Genomic DNA, 18,213 nt, shown 5'->3' on the forward strand with positions numbered 1-18,213 from the left:
GATAGCAACGGCAGAGAAACTGCCGTTGCGCCCTTCTTACTCCTGAGGCTCGCGCGGTGCCTGCGACTGCTCGCCGGCCGGAGCCTGCTGCTGTTCGCTGCGCGGCTGTTGCTGCTGGTCGTTGAAGCGCGGTGCGCGCTCGCCACGATCGCCACCGCGGTCGCCACGGTCCGAACGTTCGCGGCGGTCGCCGCCACGGTCGCCGCGGTCGCCACGGTCTTCACGCGGCGGGCGCTCGCTGTATTCCATGCCGGCCGGACGCTCGGTCAGCGCCTTCATGGACAGCTTGACGCGGCCCTTTTCGTCGGTCTCGAGCACCTTGACCTTGACGATCTGGCCTTCGCTCAGATAGTCGGTCACCTTCTCGACGCGTTCGTGCGCGATCTGGCTGATGTGCAGCAGGCCGTCCTTGCCGGGCAGCAGGTTGATGAGCGCACCGAAGTCCAGGATCTTGGTGACCGGGCCTTCGTAGACCTTGCCGATTTCGACTTCGGCGGTGATCTGCTCGATGCGCCGCTTGGCGAACTCCGCCTTTTCCGGATCGGTCGAGGCGATGGTGATGGTGCCGTCTTCGTCGATGTTGATCGTCGTGCCGGTTTCTTCCTGCAGGCCACGGATGACCGAGCCGCCCTTGCCGATCACATCGCGGATCTTCTCGGGGTTGATCTTCAGCGTGGTCAGGCGCGGTGCGAAGCTCGAGACTTCGGCCTTGGCCTCGCCCATGGCTTCCTGCATCTTGCCCAGGATGTGCATGCGCGCTTCCTTGGCCTGCGCCAGTGCGACCTGCATGATTTCCTTGGTGATGCCCTGGATCTTGATGTCCATCTGCAGCGCGGTGATGCCGTTGGTCGTACCGGCCACCTTGAAGTCCATGTCGCCCAGGTGATCTTCGTCGCCCAGGATGTCGGTCAGCACCGCGAAGCGGTTGTCTTCCTTGATCAGGCCCATGGCGATGCCGGCCACGTGCGCCTTCATCGGCACGCCGGCGTCCATCATCGAGAGGCAGCCGCCGCAGACCGAAGCCATCGACGAGGAGCCGTTCGATTCGGTGATCTCCGACACCACGCGCACGGTGTAGGGGAATTCTTCCTTGGTCGGCAGCACGGCGACGAGCGCGCGCTTGGCCAGGCGGCCGTGACCGATTTCGCGGCGCTTGGTCGAGCCCATGCGGCCCACTTCACCGGTGGCGAAGGGAGGCATGTTGTAGTGGAACAGGAAGCGGTCTTCGTACTCGCCGGCCAGCGCATCGATGCGTTGCGCGTCGCGTTCGGTGCCGAGCGTGGTGATGACCAGCGCCTGGGTTTCGCCGCGCGTGAACAGGGCCGAGCCGTGGGTGCGCGGCAGCACGGAATTGCGGATCTCGATGGGGCGCACGGTGCGCGTGTCGCGGCCGTCGATGCGGGGCTCGCCCGACAGGATCTGGCTGCGCACGATCTTCGATTCGATCGAGAACAGCAGGTCGTTGACCTTGCCGGCGTCGAAGGGCTCGCCGCTTTCCTTCAGCGTGCTCATCACGCTGGCGTTGGCTTCGCGCAGGGCTTGCGTGCGGGCTTGCTTGCTGCGGATCTGGTACACGGCGCGCAGCTTCTCTTCGGCCAGGCCCTTGACCTTGGCGACGAAGGCTTCGTCTTCTGCGGGTGCCTGCCAGTCCCACACCGGCTTGCCGGCGTCGCGCACGAGGTCATGGATCGCGTTGATCGCGATGTTGGCCTGCTCGTGGCCGAACACCACGCCGCCCAACATGACTTCTTCGCTGAGTTGCTGGGCTTCGGACTCGACCATCAGCACGGCGGCTTGCGTGCCGGCGACGACGAGGTCCATCTGCGAATCCTTGCGGGCGGTCTGGCCCGGATTCAGCACGTACTGGCCATTGATGTAGCCCACGCGGGCGGCACCGATCGGGCCGCTGAACGGGATGCCGGAGATCGCGAGCGCAGCGCTCACGCCGATCATGGCGGCGATGTCGGCGTCGACTTCAGGGTTGAGCGACACGGTGTGAATGACCACGTGCACTTCGTTCAGGAAGCCTTCGGGGAACAGCGGGCGGATCGGGCGGTCGATCAGGCGGCTGGTCAGCGTTTCGTGTTCGCTGGGCTTGGCTTCGCGCTTGAAGAAGCTGCCGGGGATCTTGCCGGCGGCATAGGTCTTCTCGATGTAGTCGACGGTCAGCGGGAAGAAGTCCTGGCCCGGCTTGGCGGACTTGGAGGCGACCACGGTCGCCAGGATCACGGTGCCGTCGATGTCGACCAGCACGGCGCCATTGGCCTGGCGGGCGACTTCGCCCGTTTCCATGACGACAGTCTTGTCGCCCCATTGGAAGGACTTGGTGACTTTGTTGAAGAGGCTCATGTTTGCTCCTGTTTTAGTAGCGAACCGCACAGGGTTCGCAAGGGGCGGAGGCTGTCTCAGAACACGATGCCATTCCAGCGAAGCTCGGGTCGAACTTCATTGGAATGACACAGCTTCGCTCTGTTTTGGCACTCCGAAAGTGGATCGCGAAGTAAAAAACGCCTGAGCTAGCGGACTAACCCAGGCGTTTTTTCATGCGATTCGGTTTACTTGCGCAGACCCAGCTTGGCGATCAGCGCGGTGTAACGGTCAGCGTCCTTGGACTTGAGGTAGTCGAGGAGCTTGCGGCGGCGGCTCACCATGCGCAGCAGGCCGCGACGACCGTGGTGGTCCTTGGCGTGCGTTTTGAAGTGGGGGGTGAGCTCGTTGATACGGGCGGTCAGCAGTGCGACTTGCACTTCGGGGCTGCCGGTGTCGTTGGCGGCACGGGCGTTGTCTTTGACGACTTCGGCCTTGATGGAGGCTGCGATCATGTTGAATTTCCTTGTTCCGGGATGTTTGACTTGCGGTGAGCGCTGGAACTGCCCTCACCGTGCGCCTTGCGGCATGCAAAGCCTCGGAATTATAGCTCGGCGGGCCTGAGGGGGCTTTCAGGCCTCTTCCCACCCCTTCCATCGAGTGACGCCAGCGCCACGGCGCCCAGCACGCAAGCCGCCCCGCCGATCTGCGCCAGACTGATACTTTCGCCCAGCCAGAGTGCCGCCAGTATCAAGGCCGAAACCGGCAGGAGCGCCGTGAAGAGCGCCGCTTCGGCCCCCTTCAACCGGGCCGATCCGGCGAACCAGAGGACGAAGCCCAGCACCGTCGGCACCAGCGCGTAGTAGGCCACGCCGGCCAGGGCCGCCGTCGGCAACGGGTGCTCCCAGGCCCGCTCGAACAGCGCCGGCACCAGCGACAGCAAGAGCCCGAAGGCCGTCATCAGCGTCGACAGCGCCAGCGGGCGCACCGGCACCCGCAAGCGCTTGTTGAGCAGGATGAACATCGCCTCGCAGACGACCGCACCCAGGACCAGCAGGTTGCCGACCATCGCAGCAGGGGATTTGGCGTCCCCTGCGGAGCCCTCCCCGGGCCAGCTGATCGCCAGCACCCCCGCCGTCGCCAGCACGATGCTGCCCACCAGATAGCGCCCCGGCCGCTCGCGCAGGGCCAGCACCGCCACCAGCGCCGCGACGGCCGGCAGCGTGCCCGCCACCACGCCCGCACTGGCGGCCGGCGCCCAGCGCACGCCCAGGATCAGCAGCACGGTGTAGCCGACGCTGCCCAGCCCGGCCTGGCACAACAGCAGCACGAGATCGCGCCGGTCAGGGCGAGGCCAAGGGGTACGGGTCAACCGCAGCAGCAGAAAAAATATCGGCAGCGCCATCGCAAACCGCAGCGCGGTCGCGGTGAATGGCGGCAGGCCGCCCGCGATGACCTTGCTGGCGACCACGGTGCTGCCCACCGTAACCATCGCCAGGGCGCACAGCGCCATTCCCTTCCGTCGTTCCGACATGCATGACCTTTCGCTTTCGAAGAAAGGCCAAGCTTCGCGGCCTGGGCGCGCCGCGTATTGAACGAAATTGCAGGCCGGCTCAGCCCTCGCGCTGCGGCTGCTCCGCCAGCCAGTTGCGCAGGCGCTCCACGCCCCTCACCAGGCGCTGCGGGTCCTTCGATGCAAAGCACCAGCGCAGCCAGCCCTGCGCCTCAGGTGCGAAGGCATTGCCCGGCGCGAGCCCCAGCCCCGCCTCGACCACCAGCCGCTTGGCCACGTCGAGCGAATCGCCGAAGCCTTCGAGCCGGAAGAAGGCATACATGCCGCCCTTGGCCGGCGCCACCTGCACGCCCGGCACCGACGCCAGCAGCGGCACGAGCGTGTCGCGGCACTGCCTCAGGTGCGCCACCACGCGCGGCGTGATCTCGCCCGTGTGTTCGATGGCCGCAATGGCCGCGCGCTGCGTGAACACGCTGGCGCAGGAGGTGTTGAACTCGATCAGCTTGCCGATGCCATCGACCATCGCGGGCGGCAGCACCAGCCAGCCGAGGCGCCAGCCCGTCATCAGGAAGCTCTTCGAGAAGCTGTGCGTCACGACGAGGCGGTCATCGGGCTTCGAGATGTCGAGGAAGCTGGGCGCACACCCGTTCGGCGTCGGTTCGAAGTAGAGCCGTTCGTACACCTCGTCGGCCAGGATCCAGGTGCCGGTCTCGCGGCAGTGGTCGAGCACCGCCTGCTGCTCGTCGCGCGTCATGGTCCAGCCCGTGGGGTTGTTGGGCGCGTTGACGATCAGCAGCTTGGTCTTCGCCGTGACTGCCGCACGCAGCGCGGACAGGTCGAGCGTCCACTGTCCTTCCACCGGCACCAGCGGCACCGTGCGCACATGGGCGCCCATGATCGCGGGCTGCGCCGTGAGGTTGGGCCACACCGGCGTCACCGCGACCACGTCGTCGCCCGCGTCCACCAGCGCCTGCACCGCGAGCATCAGCGCGCTCACGCCGCCCGAGGTGACGGCGATGCGCGATGCATCGACCGCCGGATGCAGCCCGCTGGTGTAGCGCGCGATCGCCGCGCGCAGCTCGGGCAGGCCGAGGTTGTGCGCATAGAAAGTCTCGCCGCGCTGCAGCGACTCGATGGCCGCCTGGCGGATCACCTCGGGCGTGACCTCGTCGCTTTCGCCGAACCAGAAGGCGAGCACGTCGTCGCGGCCGAGCCCGGCATTGGCAACCTCGCGGATCCTGGAGGCTTCGAGGTTGTGGATGGCTTCACGCATGTCCTGTTTTCCTGTTCTTCACATCAAGGTCTTTTCATCTTGCACGAGGTCGGCAATTCGGCGCGCTCAGGGGCGATCGTCTTGATCACGCGGAAGCCGTAGCCCGAGCCTTCGACATCGAATTGCACGCCGGGCTTGCCCTGCCTGTCCATCACGCCGACCACGAGTTGTTGCTGGAACTGGTGATCCGCCGCGCGCATGCGGCCGCGCTGGCCGTAGAGGCTGACGTCGGCCTGCTCCAGTGCGCGCGCCACAGCCGCGGCGTCGACGCTGCCCGCGCGCTCGACGGCCTGCGCCAGCGACTCGACCAGCAACTGCATCCGCATGTGCACGTAGTCGTCTGCCGGCTTCGGAAAGCGGGCGCGGAACGCGCGGTAGAAGGCCTCCGACTGCGCGGTCTGCACGTTGGGCAGCCAGTCGGCCACCGCGATCACGCGGCCGATGCCCGCATCGCCGATCGCCGCGGGTGCGCCCAGCGCGTTGCCGTAGAAGGTATAGAAGGTGCCGTTGAAGCCCGCCTCGCGCGCCGCCTTCACGAGCAGAGTGAGGTCGTTGCCCCAGTTGCCGGTGACCACGGCCTGCGCGCCGCTCGCGAGGATCTTCGTGGCATAGGGCGCGAAGTCCTTCACCTTGCCCATCGGGTGCAGTTCGTCGCCGACGATCTCCACGTCGGGCCGCTGCACGCCGAGCTGGCGCCGCGATTCGCGCAGCACCGCCTGGCCGAAGCTGTAGTCCTGCCCGATCAGGTAGACGCGCTTGAGCGCCGCGTCGTCCTTCACCACGTCCATCAGCGCGGCCACGCGCATGTCGGCGTGGGCGTCGAAGCGGAAGTGCCAGAAGCTGCAGCGCTCGTTGGTCAGCACCGGATCGACCGCCGCGTAGTTGAGGAAGATCACGCGCCGCGCGGGATCGCGCTCATTGTTCTTGTCGATGGCATCGACCAGCGCCGCAGCAGTGGCCGACGAGTTGCCCTGCAGCACGATGCGCGCACCGTCGTCCATGGCCGCGCGCAAGGCGGAGAGCGCTTCTTCGTTCTGTCCCTTGCTGTCGTAGCGGTCGAGTTGCAGGAGCCTTGCGCCGCCCGGCAGCTTCACACCGCCGCGCGCGTTGACACGCTCCACCGCCCACAGCAGGTTGCGAAACACCGCCTCGCCCGTGTTGGCGAACGGTCCGCTCATGCTCTCGATCAAGGCCAGGCGGATCGGCGGGGGCGGGGTCTGCGCGGGCACGGCAAAGGGCGCCGCGCATAGCGCCAGCGCCGCAAATTTCAAGGCCCGGCGGCGCCAAATAAAGCTGGAGGTCATTGTCTTGAAACGCGTGCGGCCGCGCCTAGATGAGGTGTCAAGCGGCACTCAGGATTGAATGGCCGCGCAGTGTAAGGGACACACATTCCTTGTCCCCATTGTGTTCATTCAGGAGCTCTTCATCATGTTTTTCGCACCCACCCTTCGCACCACCCGTTTCGTGCCCCGCTCGTACGACCGCGCCTTCGAGCGCTTCGTGAACGACGCCTTCGCCGGCAACCGCCGCTCGCCGCTCGTGGAGCAGGACGACAAGAGCTGGACCCTCTCGCTGGACGTGCCGGGCCTCTCGCGTGAAGACCTCGCGATCAGCATCGAAGGCGCCGTGGTCCGCATCGACAGCAAGGCCGAAGCCAAGCGCCAGTTCAAGGCCGCCTACGAGCTGCCGCAGGACATCGATGTGGCTGCAAGCGAAGCCAGGCTCGAGAACGGCGTGCTCACGCTGAAGCTCGGCAAGCTGGCGCCCGTGAGCCAGGCCTCGCAGTTGCAAATTAACTAGCCGAACCTATGCCCATAAGAGGAAAATGTTAGTAATGGCTTGTTTTTGACTTTAAACAAGCACCTTATTCACAATAGCACTGGATAACGTCACATGATGTGGCGTTTTTTTAGAACTTTCTTCTTCGTGGGCGTCTCGCAAACGCATCGAATTTCGTGACGGTGCGCGTCCGGGTGCCCCTCAAGGCACCATGAACACGCACCTGCAGTCAGCCAATGACAACGAACGGTCCGATACGCTTCTGGTCTTCCTGCCGGGCGCGTACCTGAAACCCGAAGAGTTCGAACGACAGGGTTTCATCAGCGCCGTCCGGGAGCGCCACCTGGCGGCCGACGCGCTGCTGGTGGACGCCGACGTCTCCTACTACTACGACCAGACGCTCAGCGAGCGTCTGCACGCGGACGTCATCGAGCCGCAGCGCGCCAAGGGCTACAAGTCGATCTGGCTCGTGGGCATTTCCATCGGCGGTTTCGGTGCGCTGATCCATGAACTGGCACGGCCGGGTTCGGTGGATGGCATCGTGGCGCTCGCGCCCTACCTCGGCCGCCGGGTTCTCGGCGCAGAGATCAAGAAGGCCGGCGGCCTGCGCACCTGGCATGCGCCCACCGGCCCCCAGCCCGACGAAGAGCCCGACCGCAAGCTCTGGCCCTTCTTCCAGCAGTACCTCGCGGCCCAGCCCGCCAAGGACCTGCCGCCGCTCTACCTGGGTTTCGGCCTCAATGACCGCTTCGCCGGCAACCACAAGCTGCTGGCCGACGCCCTGCCCCCGGGCCGCGTCTTCACGACCGAAGGCGGACACGACTGGCCGGAATGGCGCCAGCTCTGGCGCAACGTGCTGGACGTGCTGCCGCTGCCCGCGATCGGCCGCTCGCGCCAGCCGGCTACGCGGCCTCCGGCAGCCGCGCCTCGGCCGTCAGCAACGCCATGGGCCATCGCGGCTTGACGTCGAAGGCGTAGCGCTCGCTGGCCTGCGACAGGCCCGACTGCAGGCGCATGGCGGCGGCCATGGCAATCATGGCGCCGTTGTCGGTGCACAGGTGCAGCTCGGGGTAGTGCACGCGCACCCGGCGCTTGGCACAGGCGGCATTCAGCTGCTCGCGCAGGTTCTTGTTCGCCCCCACGCCGCCGGCCACCACCAGGCGCTTCAGCCCGGTCTGGTCGAGCGCGGCGAGCGACTTCTTCAGCAGCACCTCGACGATGGCGGCCTGCGTGGACGCTGCGAGATCGGCCTTGTTCGCCTCGAGCCGGTCGCCGAGCTTCTTGGCCTGCGTGAGCACCGCCGTCTTCAGGCCGGCAAAGGAAAAATCGAGATCGCCGCTGTGCAGCAGCGGCCGCGGCAGCTTGAACGCGGTGGCGCTGCCATCTTCGGCCAGCTTGGCAAGCCACGGGCCGCCCGGGTACGGCAGGCCCATGAGCTTGGCGCTCTTGTCGAAGGCCTCGCCGGCCGCGTCGTCGATGGTTTCGCCGAGCAGCTCGTAGCGGCCCACGCCGTCGACCCGCATCAGCTGGGTATGCCCCCCCGACACCAGCAGGGCGACGAACGGAAATTCAGGCGGATCGGCACTCAGGAACGGCGACAGCAGATGCCCTTCGAGGTGATGCACGCCCAGCACCGGCTTGCCGAGCGCCACGCCCAGCGCGCAGGCCACGCCCGCGCCCACCAGCAGTGCCCCCGCCAGCCCCGGCCCGCGCGTGTAGGCCACCACGTCGATCTCGCCCAGCGAGCGCCCGGCCTCGGCCATGACGGCTTCGGTGAGCGGCAGCACGCGGCGGATGTGGTCGCGGCTGGCCAGCTCGGGCACCACGCCGCCGTAGGCCTGGTGCATGGCGATCTGGCTGTGCAGCGCGTGCGAAAGCAGCACCGGCAGCGCGTCGCCGTGCGACTCGACCAGCGCCACGCCGGTTTCGTCGCAGGATGATTCGATTCCCAACAAAAGCATGCCGCGAGTGTAGGTGTCGCTTGCAAAGGGCGCCCGCAAAGGGGCAAGCTCGGGTCGAGGCACGGATGTTGCAGTAACGGTGCGCGCAACCTCCCTCACCCACCATGAAATCCGGTCTGCATTTCCTGATCGCCGCCCGCCAGTGCGAAATCGACGAGCTGGACCAGCTCGCCCGCACCAGCGAGCTGGTCGGCGTGATCGGCCGGCTGGTGCATGCGCTGCAGCGCGAGCGCGGCATGTCCAACGTGTTCCTCGCCTCGCGCGGCGGCCGCTTCGCCGACCAGCGCGATCCGCAGATCGCCGAATGCCTGGCGCTCGAACAGGAAGTGCGCAACGGTTTCGACCAGCTCGAGACCGAGGCCCGCCAGCGCGCCAGCGCCGGCAACAGCGCGCGCCTCTTCAGCCGCATCGCCTGGGTGCTGCCGGGCCTGGACGCCCTGCCCGCGCTGCGCCGCCGCGTCGGCGCGCTCGAGCTCACGCCGGCGCAGTCCACCGCGGCCTTCGCCAAGCTCGTCGCCGGCCTGCTGGCCGTGGTGTTCGAAGCGGCCGACGGCGCCACCGACCCCGAGATCTCGCGGCTGCTGGTCGCGATGTTCAACTTCATGCAGGGCAAGGAGTTCGCGGGGCAGGAGCGGGCCTTCGGGGCCGCCACGCTGGCGCTGGGCCGCAGCAACGACGCGCAGCGCGTGCAGTGGCTGCACCTGATCGAATCGCAGGAGCGCTGCTTCCACGTCTTCACCRATTTCTCGAGCGAAGAGGTGCTGGCGCTCTGGCGCGAGAGCGAGTCCAGCGCCACCATGGCCGAGCTCGAACGCCTGCGCCGCACCGGCACCGCCCCGGCCGCCGCGCCCGACGCGCCTTACAGCCAGCTGAGCCAGAGCTGGTTCGACTGCTGCACGCGCCGCATCGACGCCATGAAGACCGTCGAAGACCGCCTCGCTGCCGACCTGCGCGCCCTGTGCGGCCGCAAGACCGCGCAGGCACGCACCGAACTGGAGGCCTACCAGCAGTTGCTCGGCACGCTGGCACCGCAGTCCGGCGGCGCCATGTTCTTCGACGATGCCGGCACGCAGGCCGTGGCCCCTGCCCCCTACGGCCGCGTCCTGGAGCGCTCGGTGCTCGACATGGTGCAGGAGCAGTCGCAGCGCCTGCAGGCCATGAGCGACGAACTCGAGACCGTGCGGGCCTCGCTCAACGAACGCAAGGTGGTCGAGCGCGCCAAGGGCCTGCTGATGGCGCACCGCCGCCTCAGCGAGGACGAAGCCCACAAGATGCTGCGCCAGACCGCCATGAACCAGAAGCGCCGGCTGGTCGACGTGGCCGAGTCGATGCTGGCCATGGCCGACTACCTGCCGCTGCCCGACGCCCGGCCGCCGCGCTGAGAGCGTTCAAGTTGGTGCAGCGCACAAAAACGTGCTTTCGATGCCTTGCGAGTCTCGGCGGCACTTCGGCCTTCCCACACCGCGTCCTCGAGCTACTTTTTCGATAGCACCAGACCGGACGTAGTCATTGGCACACAGTTTGCTTAAGTGAGTCCACAGGCCCTCGTGGTCTTCAGGCAGGCGGCACCCAACGGCGGGTGTCGTCCACCGAACCGGACAAAGGCGTCCCCATCCCGCAAGGGCTCGTTCGCGAGCAGCCCCTGCGCGGTCGGGACGCCTTTTTTTGTTTTTCGCTTCTGCTTTTTGTTTGTTCATTCTTCAACCGGAGCCCGTCCCCATGACCGACCTGCTGAAAACCCGCCTCAGCCGCCGCCGCGTACTGCAAGCCGCCGCCATCGGCGCCGTGGGCATCGACCCCGCGCTGCGCGCCGCCGTCTGGGCCCAGGGCTCCGACAAGCCCGAGAAGGAAGAAGTGAAGATCGGCTTCATCCCGCTGACCGATTGCGCCAGCGTGGTGATGGCCTCGGTGCTCGGCATCGACAAGAAGTACGGCGTGAAGATCGTCCCCAGCAAGGAAGCCAGTTGGGCCGGCGTGCGCGACAAGCTCTCCAACGGCGACCTGGACATGGCGCACGTGCTCTACGGCCTGGTCTACGGCATGCACCTGGGCCTGAGCGGCCCCAAGAAGGACATGGCCGTGCTCATGACCCTCAACAACAACGGCCAGGCCATCACGCTCTCGAAAAAGCTGGCCGACAAGGGCGCGGTCGATGCCGCGTCGCTCGCCAAGCTCATCGCCACCGAGAAACGCGAATACACCTTCGCACAGACCTTCCCCACCGGCACGCACGCCATGTGGCTCTACTACTGGCTGGCCTCGGCCGGCATCGACCCGTTCAAGGACGTCAAGAACATCACCGTGCCGCCCCCGCAGATGGTGGCCAACATGCGCGTGGGCAACATGGACGGCTACTGCGTGGGCGAGCCCTGGGGCCAGCGCGCGATCATGGACGGCATCGGCATCACCGCCATCACCACCCAGGACATCTGGAAGGACCACCCCGAGAAGGTGCTCGGCTGCACCGCCGAGTTCACGAAGAAGTACCCGAACACCGCGCGCGCCGTGACCGCCGCGATCCTCGAGGCCGGCAAGTGGATCGACGCCGGCCTGCAGAACAAGAACAAGATGGCCGAGACCATCGCCGACAAGAGCTACGTCAACACCAGCGTGGACGCCATCAACCAGCGCATCCTGGGCCGCTACACCAACGGCCTCGGCAAGAGCTGGGACGACCCCAACCACATGAAGTTCTACAACGGCGGCGCCGTGAACTTTCCGTACCTGTCGGACGGCATGTGGTTCCTCACGCAGCACAAGCGCTGGGGCTTGCTGAAGGAGCACCCCGACTACCTGAAGGTGGCCACCGAGATCAACCGCATCGACATCTACAAGCAGGCCGCCGCCGCCACGCAGACGCCCGTGCCCAAGGAGGTGCTGCGCACCAGCAAGCTGTTCGACGGCACGGTCTGGGACGGCAAGGACCCGAAGAAGTACGCCGATTCGTTCAAGCTGCATGTCTGAGGAGCAACACACCATGGTCAGCGCTGTTTTCCACTCCCCGCTCGAAGCGGTCGCGTCGCAGGCCGCGTCGCCTGCCGCGGCCAAATCCGTGGCGCCCGCGCCTGCCGCGGTGACGCCCCCGGCACCCGAGCCCCGCACCCGCACGCCCATCGACATGCGCGCCTTCTGGATGCGCGTGCTGCCCCCGATCGCAGGCTTCGGCCTGCTGGTGCTGATCTGGGAGCTGGTCGCAATGAAGAGCACCACCGGCTTTCCCACGCCGCTGGCCACCTGGCAGCAGGCGCTCACGGTGTTCAGCGATCCGTTCTACAGCAAGGGGCCGAACGACCAGGGCGTGGGCTGGAACGTGCTCTCGTCGCTGCAGCGCGTGGCGCTGGGCTTCGGCCTCGCAGCCGCGGTCGGCATTCCGGCGGGCTTCGCGATCGGGCGCTTCGAGTTCCTTGCGCGCATGTTCAACCCGCTGATCAGCCTGCTGCGCCCGGTGTCGCCGCTGGCCTGGCTGCCCATCGGCCTGCTGGTGTTCAAGGGCGCCAACCCGGCGGCCATCTGGACCATCTTCATCTGCTCGATCTGGCCGATGGTGATCAACACCGCCGTCGGCGTGCAGCGCGTGCCGAGCGACTACATGAACGTGGCCAAGGTGCTGAACCTGAGCGAATGGAAGATCCTCACCAAGATCCTCTTCCCCGCCGTGCTGCCCTACATGCTCACCGGCGTGCGGCTCGCGGTGGGCACCGCCTGGCTGGTGATCGTCGCGGCCGAGATGCTGACCGGCGGCGTCGGCATCGGCTTCTGGGTGTGGGACGAGTGGAACAACCTCAACGTCGCCAACATCATCATCGCGATCTTCGTGATCGGCATCGTCGGCCTGGTGCTGGAGTTCGCGCTCATCAAGCTCGCCACTGCATTCACGTTCGAAGAGGTGAAATCATGAGCCGCACGGCCGCTCCGAAGGCGAATACCGCAGCGCTGCTGCGCGGAGGTTTCCAATGAACGACGATTCGAAGTACATCGAGATCCACGGCGTCGAGCAGCGCTTCAAGACGGCCAAGGGCAGCTTCCTGGCACTGCGCGACATCAACCTCAACGTCGCCAAGGGCGAGTTCATCACGCTCATCGGCCACTCGGGCTGCGGCAAGTCGACGCTGCTGAACCTGATTGCCGGGCTTACGACGCCGACGCAAGGCGTGCTGCTGTGCGCCAACAGGGAGATCAAGGGCCCCGGCCCCGAGCGCGCGGTGGTGTTCCAGAACCACTCGCTGCTGCCCTGGCTCACCTGCTTCGAGAACGTGTACCTCGCGGTCGAGCGCGTGTTCGCAGCCACCGAAAGCAAGGCGCAACTGCGTGCGCGCACCGATGCGGCGCTCGCGCTGGTCGGCCTCACGCCCGCCGCGCAGAAGCGCCCCGGCGAGATCTCCGGCGGCATGAAGCAGCGCGTGGGCATTGCACGCGCGCTGTCGATGGAGCCCAAGGTGCTGCTGATGGACGAGCCCTTCGGTGCCCTCGACGCCCTCACGCGCGCCAAGCTGCAGGACGAGCTGCTGGCCATCGTGCAGAAGACGCACAGCACCGTCGTCATGGTGACCCACGACGTCGACGAGGCGGTGCTGCTGAGCGACCGCATCGTGATGCTCACCAACGGCCCGGCCGCCACCATCGGCGACGTGCTGGCCGTGGACATCGCCCGTCCGCGCAACCGCGTCGAACTGGCCGAAGACCCGGCCTACGTTCACGCCCGCAAGGCCGTCATCGATTTCCTCTACACGCGCCAGGCGCATGTGGAGAAGGTCGCGGCCTGACGCAACAGGCACGGCACAACCGGTGTCAGGACATGATGACCTGCAGGCTGTGCTCGTACCAACCCGTGAGGCGCTCGAAGGTATCGACGAGCGCCTCGCTGGAACGAACCAGCGTTGAGCGGCCCTCGGCGCTGTCGAGCGCCTGCACGCCGCCGACGAGGCGCAGCCATTCGTCGCGCGCGGTCACCAACCCGGTGCGAATCTCGGGTGAACTGAGGGGCGCGCGCTCCAGCTCGAGCAGCGCGGCCTCGAACTCGTTCATGGTCGGCAGCAGCCGGTCGCGCGAGACGCCTGCCGCGAGCGTCGACGCGAGCAACGCATCCTTCGCAAGCCGCTGCGCCCGCATGCGCTGCCGCCCGCAGATGTTGACGATGCGAAGCGCACGGCGCGCGCCCGACGCCTCCAGTGCTTCCGTCAGGGCCTCGGCCGCCTGCAGCAGTGCCTCGCCGCGCGCGTCGATCTCGGCGAGCCCCTGCGGCGCAGGTTTCGCGGCCAACGACGTGGCCAACCCGCTCCATGCCGTCTGCGCCCCGCCCAGCGCCAGCACACCGGCCGCGCCCAGCTCGAGGGTCGCCAGATGATCCAGATTCTGCTGCACCCGCTCGGTCGATTGCGTGCGCAGGACCCGCGCACGCTGCACGTCGATGCCGGCGAGCAGCTGTGCCGCCACCCGCACCAGCCGCTGCGACAGCATGCGCAGTTGCCCGGCGCGGTTGATCGCATCGGCCCACTGCGCGGCCTCGATGACGGAGCGCGACACCTCGCCCAGGCGCAGGTTGGCGTGCATGGCCGCGCCGCGCAGCAGGCCGAAGGCTTCGTCCTCGCCGATGCCCCGTGCGGACATCAGCAGGCCCTTGGCGCGATCGACCCACTTGCGTTCGTCCATGCGCGTGCGCAGGCCGTCGAGTTCGGTGCGGAGCGTGGCTTCGCGTTGCCAGCGGGCCTGTGCCTGCACGGTCAACGCCGCCAGCGAGGGCCCGTCGAAGGCGCCGAGCGGCGCCCACGCATGCACGCCGAGCGCAACCAGTGCCTCGTGCTGCTCCCGGCCCAGCGCTGCGCTGACCAGGCTCACTGCGCAGGGCGGCATGCCATTCCAGCCCTGCAGGGCATCACACAGCGCCTGCAGCTGATGCGCCGGCTCCGGCAGGCAGATCAGCACCTGTTGCGGTGCAAGCACCCCCACCTGCTGCACCAGCGTGTGGCAGGTGGCGCGCCCGAGCACCGTGGCATCGGCACCCGCCAGCGCCTGCTGCAGCGGTTCCGGCAAGGGCGCGGCGTCGGCGAATTCGTTGGGCAGGGCGAGAAGAAGGGAAATCATGGCAGGGCGTCGGAAGGCACCGGAAGCATAGGCCACGCCAGCGCAAATGCGCTGGCACGCCTTTTGCATCGATGGGGGTGCGGTGTAACGAAGCACCGCTTTGGTGAGGCTGCAGACTCCTGCATCCGGCCCGGCCGCGCAACCGCCGGGCACACCCTCCGCGCCGACAGCGTCCGCTGCCGGCACACCACCCCCACCCCGTCCGACGACGCTGCCCAAGAAAGGCCGCGCCGCGGCATTTCGCACGATTGAACGACACCATGTCCAGCTTCAAGACCTTCTTGCACTCAGGCCACGGCCCGACGCTGTTCGCGGCCTTCCTGTACTTCTCGTTCTCCTGCTGCATCTGGGTGCTGAACGGCGCCATGGCCCCCTTTATCGGCGAAACCTTCAATCTCTCGCCGGCGCAGAAGGGCCTGATGCTGTCGGTGCCGATCATCGCGGGCGCGCTGATGCGCTTTCCGCTCGGCATCCTCTCGCAGTACATCGGCCGCAAGAAGGCCACGCTGGTCGAGATGGCCCTGATCGCGGTGGCCATGCTGTTCGGCTTCTTCTTCGTCAAGAGCTTCAACGACCTGCTCGCCATGGGCGTGCTGCTGGGCATTGCCGGCGCCAGTTTCGGCGTGGCGCTGTCGCTGGGCTCGGGCTGGTTCCCGCCGCAGCACAAGGGCCTGGCGATGGGCCTCGTGGGCGCCGGCAACGTGGGCACGGCGGTGTCGGTGCTGGTGGCGCCGCCGCTCGCGCAGTGGCTGGGCTGGCAGGCGGTATACGGCGTGGCCGCGGTTGCCATCCTGATCCCGATGGTCGTGATGATCGTGCTCGCCAAGGAGCCGCCGGACGTCGACAGCCACTCCAGCTTCCGCGAACACATCGCCTGCCTGTTCGAGAAGGACGGCTGGGTGTTCAGCCTGATCTACGGCGTGACCTTCGGCGGCTTCATCGGCCTCACCACCTTCCTGCCCTCCTACTACTACGACCAGTTCGGCGTGAGCAAGGTGCAGGCGGGCCAGCTCACCATGCTCGCGGCCTTCATGGGCGCGGCGGTGCGCATCGTCGGCGGCTGGCTTTCCGACCGCTGGGGCGGCGTCAACACGCTGACCGTGGTGCTGCTGGTGGTGGCCGTCGGCCTCGTGCTGGTCGGGCTCTCGTCGGGTTCGCTGGCCATCACCACGCTGCTGCTGATCGTCTGCTTCGCCGCGCTGGGGGCGGGCAACGGCGCGCTCTTCCAGCTGGTGCCGCTGCGCTGGCCCACGAGCACCGCGGTGGCCGGCTCGATGATCGGCGAGATCGGCGCGCTGGGTGGCGGCCTGGTGCCCAACGCGATGGGCCTGTCGAAGCAGTACCTGGGCAGCTACCTCTGGGGCTTCGTCTTCTTCGGTGCGCTCTCGCTGGCGATGCTGGGCGTGATGCGGGTGATGCAGATCCGCTGGACGCGCACCTGGGCCGAGAAGGGTGGCCGTGCGCGCGTCACGACCTCGCACGCCCCCGCAACAATCGCGAACGCGCGCAAGACGGCACGTTCATGACCCTCCGCCCCGCCCTCACCCGCTCAGCGTGGCAAGAACAGAAGCCACACGACGAGCAGTGCGTTGAACAGCAGCGACATGCCGAGCGCGATCTTGTAGAGCATCAACGGGTCGCGGCGGATCAACGGCGTGGCGGCGGGCGCACTCACGGGCCGGGATGCGCCCCGCTCCAGGGCGAGCAGCATTTCCTCGGCGGTCTCGAAGCGCTCGCGCGGATCGCGGGCGACGGCCTTGCGCACCAGGTGGTCGAGCCACACCGGCACATCGGGCCGCAAGCGCGAGAGCGCGACCGGATCGCGCCGGTAGCGCGCCACCTGGTAGGGCTCGATCTCGCCGTAGGGCAAGTGGCCGCCGAGCCACTGGTAGAGCGTGGCGCCGAGCGCGAACAAATCGCTGCCGGCGTCTGCCACACCGCCCTCCTCCCACTGCTCGGGATTGATGTAGCTCGGTGTGCCGGCATGCAGCTCGCGCTGGGCCGCGCCCTCGCGGCCGGAGAGCGCCACACCGAGGTCGAGAACGCGCCAGCGGCCGTCGTCGCCCAGGTGCAGGTTGCCGGGCTTGATGTCGCGGTGCACCACGCCCTGGCGGTGCAGCCGGCCGAGCGCCTTGCTCACCTGGATGGCCGCGCCGACCACCTCGGCCACCGTGCCGCGCGCGCCGGACTTGCGCATCTGCTCGAGCGTGCGGCCGCCGTGCCAGTCGAACACGATGTAGAGCGCGCTGGCGCTCTCGGCGCGCTCGTGCACGCGCACGAAGCCGCCGTCGCCGACCCGCTGGCCCAGCCAGGCTTCATGCGCCAGCATCGCGCGCTCCTGCGGATCGCTGGCGCGCGAGGGATGCAAGGTCTTGAGCGCCACCAGTTCGCGCGTGGCCGGATGGCGCGCCTGGTAGAGCAGGTGCACGCCGGTGTCGGCCACCAGGCCGGTGACGACGTAGCCGTCGAGCACATCGCCCACCTTCAGCAGGGGCGGCGGTGCGAGCCGGCGGCCGTCGCCGAGTTCGTCGTCGAGCTGCCGCGCATCGAGGCCGACGACGCGGATCACCAGCGCGGTCGCGTTGTCGCGCGTGCCGGCGTCGAGCGCCGCATTCACCAGCGCCTCGCTGGCCTCCTCGGCGTCGCCCTGCAGGGCGAGCGCGGCCACCTGTTGGGGCTTGAGCACGCCGTGCACGCCGTCGGAACTCAGCACGAAGCAATCGCCCACGCGCACGTCGCCCTGGGCGTAGTCGACACGCACCTGGTCGTCCAGGCCGATGGCGCGCGTCAGGCGGCTGCGCATGTCGGGATGCTCGAAGGCGTGGTCCTGCGTCAGCGGCAGGGCCGGCGCGCCGTCGGCGCGCACGCGCCAGGCGCGCGTGTCGCCCACGTGCGCCAGCGTGTAGCTCTGGCCGTGCAGGACCAGCGCGGTCATGGTGGTGAGCGCGGTCGCGCTGCCTGCGCGACGGCGGTTGTGGTCGGCCAGCCAGGCGTTCTGCGCGCCGATCAGGCGGTCGAGCGCGGCGGTCGGCTCCCAGGTGTCGGGCGTGGCGAAGTAGTCGGCCAAGAGGCCCATCACCGTGGTCTGCGCCGCCTCCAGGCCGCGGCCGCCGGTGGACACGCCGTCGGCAATCGCGGCAATCAGCCCGCGTGCCTCGTCGCCCGGCGGCGCATGCACGGCGCCGGCGAAATCCTCGTTCACGTCGCGCGGCCCGCGAAGGCTGCTGTAGCCGATGTCCACTTCAAAGCTCATGGCGCGATTCTCTACGCGCGCCGTGCGCTTCCGTTCGCTTGATTCT

The 18,213-nt window shown here is 67.8% G+C and carries 15 protein-coding genes; 7 read left to right on the plus strand and 8 right to left on the minus strand.

The window, feature by feature from the left end:
- Positions 1–36: 36 nt before the first annotated feature.
- From pnp to AC1DXX_RS10070, 5 genes are all read right to left on the minus strand, one after another.
- Positions 37–2,349, minus strand: coding sequence for a polyribonucleotide nucleotidyltransferase (gene pnp, locus AC1DXX_RS10050; protein ID WP_478134031.1), 2,313 nt, complete (start codon positions 2,347–2,349; stop codon positions 37–39).
- Positions 2,350–2,555: 206 nt separating this feature from the next.
- Positions 2,556–2,822: a 30S ribosomal protein S15 gene (gene rpsO, locus AC1DXX_RS10055; RefSeq protein WP_007837783.1), complete on the minus strand. Its 267-nt coding sequence runs from the start codon at positions 2,820–2,822 to the stop codon at positions 2,556–2,558.
- An 89-nt stretch (positions 2,823–2,911) separates the two neighbouring features.
- A complete protein-coding gene (locus AC1DXX_RS10060) occupies positions 2,912–3,841 on the minus strand; it encodes a DMT family transporter (protein ID WP_478134032.1) in 930 nt (309 codons plus the stop codon).
- Positions 3,842–3,920: 79 nt separating this feature from the next.
- Positions 3,921–5,093, minus strand: coding sequence for a pyridoxal phosphate-dependent aminotransferase (locus AC1DXX_RS10065; protein ID WP_478134033.1), 1,173 nt, complete (start codon positions 5,091–5,093; stop codon positions 3,921–3,923).
- A 23-nt stretch (positions 5,094–5,116) separates the two neighbouring features.
- Positions 5,117–6,397, minus strand: a complete 1,281-nt coding sequence (locus tag AC1DXX_RS10070) for a branched-chain amino acid ABC transporter substrate-binding protein (protein WP_478134034.1) — start codon at positions 6,395–6,397, stop codon at positions 5,117–5,119.
- Between the two features lie 124 nt (positions 6,398–6,521).
- Between AC1DXX_RS10070 and AC1DXX_RS10075 the strand changes: the two genes are divergently transcribed.
- Complete coding sequence (locus AC1DXX_RS10075) at positions 6,522–6,893, plus strand: Hsp20/alpha crystallin family protein (RefSeq protein ID WP_478134035.1); 372 nt, start codon at positions 6,522–6,524, stop codon at positions 6,891–6,893.
- 190 nt (positions 6,894–7,083) lie between these two features.
- A complete protein-coding gene (locus tag AC1DXX_RS10080) occupies positions 7,084–7,836 on the plus strand; it encodes an alpha/beta hydrolase-fold protein (protein ID WP_478134036.1) in 753 nt (250 codons plus the stop codon).
- On the opposite strand, the gene tsaD is transcribed toward AC1DXX_RS10080, so the two are convergent.
- Entirely contained in the window at positions 7,775–8,833 is a 1,059-nt protein-coding gene (gene tsaD / locus AC1DXX_RS10085) for a tRNA (adenosine(37)-N6)-threonylcarbamoyltransferase complex transferase subunit TsaD (RefSeq protein WP_478134037.1), read from the minus strand. The two genes, AC1DXX_RS10080 and tsaD, sit on opposite strands and share 62 nt — an antisense overlap.
- 104 nt (positions 8,834–8,937) lie before the next feature.
- Here tsaD and AC1DXX_RS10090 point away from each other — a divergent pair, with 104 nt between their 5' ends.
- From AC1DXX_RS10090 to AC1DXX_RS10105, 4 genes are all read left to right on the plus strand, one after another.
- Positions 8,938–10,215 carry a nitrate- and nitrite sensing domain-containing protein gene (locus AC1DXX_RS10090; RefSeq protein WP_478134038.1) on the plus strand — a complete coding sequence of 426 codons (1,278 nt, stop codon included), beginning with the start codon at positions 8,938–8,940 and terminating at the stop codon, positions 10,213–10,215.
- A gap of 337 nt (positions 10,216–10,552) precedes the next feature.
- Complete coding sequence (locus tag AC1DXX_RS10095; RefSeq protein WP_478134039.1) at positions 10,553–11,797, plus strand: CmpA/NrtA family ABC transporter substrate-binding protein; 1,245 nt, start codon at positions 10,553–10,555, stop codon at positions 11,795–11,797.
- Between the two features lie 13 nt (positions 11,798–11,810).
- Positions 11,811–12,731: a nitrate ABC transporter permease gene (gene ntrB, locus AC1DXX_RS10100; RefSeq protein ID WP_478134040.1), complete on the plus strand. Its 921-nt coding sequence runs from the start codon at positions 11,811–11,813 to the stop codon at positions 12,729–12,731.
- A 55-nt stretch (positions 12,732–12,786) separates the two neighbouring features.
- Positions 12,787–13,596, plus strand: coding sequence for an ABC transporter ATP-binding protein (locus AC1DXX_RS10105; RefSeq protein WP_478134041.1), 810 nt, complete (start codon positions 12,787–12,789; stop codon positions 13,594–13,596).
- A gap of 25 nt (positions 13,597–13,621) precedes the next feature.
- Here AC1DXX_RS10105 and AC1DXX_RS10110 read toward each other — a convergent pair whose 3' ends face one another.
- Positions 13,622–14,914 (minus strand): ANTAR domain-containing response regulator, encoded by a 1,293-nt coding sequence (locus tag AC1DXX_RS10110; RefSeq protein WP_478134042.1) that lies wholly within the window; start codon positions 14,912–14,914, stop codon positions 13,622–13,624.
- A 260-nt stretch (positions 14,915–15,174) separates the two neighbouring features.
- On the opposite strand from AC1DXX_RS10110, the gene AC1DXX_RS10115 reads away from it, so the two are divergent.
- On the plus strand, positions 15,175–16,440 hold the full coding sequence (locus AC1DXX_RS10115; RefSeq protein WP_478134043.1) for an MFS transporter: 1,266 nt from the start codon (positions 15,175–15,177) through the stop codon (positions 16,438–16,440).
- Between the two features lie 23 nt (positions 16,441–16,463).
- On the opposite strand, the gene AC1DXX_RS10120 is transcribed toward AC1DXX_RS10115, so the two are convergent.
- Positions 16,464–18,167, minus strand: coding sequence for a bifunctional protein-serine/threonine kinase/phosphatase (locus tag AC1DXX_RS10120; RefSeq protein ID WP_478134044.1), 1,704 nt, complete (start codon positions 18,165–18,167; stop codon positions 16,464–16,466).
- Positions 18,168–18,213 lie beyond the last annotated feature (46 nt).

The sequence above is a fragment of the Variovorax sp. P4_B10 genome, from assembly GCF_056402375.1.

Bases quoted from the DNA above. Each gene is read 5' to 3' on its own strand.
- AC1DXX_RS10105 (WP_478134041.1), top strand. From the start codon at position 12,787: ATGAACGACGATTCGAAGTACATCGAGATCCACGGCGTCGAGCAGCGC.
- ntrB (WP_478134040.1), top strand. From the start codon at position 11,811: ATGGTCAGCGCTGTTTTCCACTCCCCGCTCGAAGCGGTCGCGTCGCAG.
- AC1DXX_RS10120 (WP_478134044.1), bottom strand. From the start codon at position 18,167: ATGAGCTTTGAAGTGGACATCGGCTACAGCAGCCTTCGCGGGCCGCGC.
- AC1DXX_RS10065 (WP_478134033.1), bottom strand. From the start codon at position 5,093: ATGCGTGAAGCCATCCACAACCTCGAAGCCTCCAGGATCCGCGAGGTT.
- AC1DXX_RS10075 (WP_478134035.1), top strand. From the start codon at position 6,522: ATGTTTTTCGCACCCACCCTTCGCACCACCCGTTTCGTGCCCCGCTCG.
- AC1DXX_RS10110 (WP_478134042.1), bottom strand. From the start codon at position 14,914: ATGATTTCCCTTCTTCTCGCCCTGCCCAACGAATTCGCCGACGCCGCG.
- AC1DXX_RS10080 (WP_478134036.1), top strand. From the start codon at position 7,084: ATGAACACGCACCTGCAGTCAGCCAATGACAACGAACGGTCCGATACG.
- rpsO (WP_007837783.1), bottom strand. From the start codon at position 2,822: ATGATCGCAGCCTCCATCAAGGCCGAAGTCGTCAAAGACAACGCCCGT.
- AC1DXX_RS10060 (WP_478134032.1), bottom strand. From the start codon at position 3,841: ATGTCGGAACGACGGAAGGGAATGGCGCTGTGCGCCCTGGCGATGGTT.
- AC1DXX_RS10095 (WP_478134039.1), top strand. From the start codon at position 10,553: ATGACCGACCTGCTGAAAACCCGCCTCAGCCGCCGCCGCGTACTGCAA.
- tsaD (WP_478134037.1), bottom strand. From the start codon at position 8,833: ATGCTTTTGTTGGGAATCGAATCATCCTGCGACGAAACCGGCGTGGCG.
- pnp (WP_478134031.1), bottom strand. From the start codon at position 2,349: ATGAGCCTCTTCAACAAAGTCACCAAGTCCTTCCAATGGGGCGACAAG.
- AC1DXX_RS10115 (WP_478134043.1), top strand. From the start codon at position 15,175: ATGTCCAGCTTCAAGACCTTCTTGCACTCAGGCCACGGCCCGACGCTG.
- AC1DXX_RS10070 (WP_478134034.1), bottom strand. From the start codon at position 6,397: ATGACCTCCAGCTTTATTTGGCGCCGCCGGGCCTTGAAATTTGCGGCG.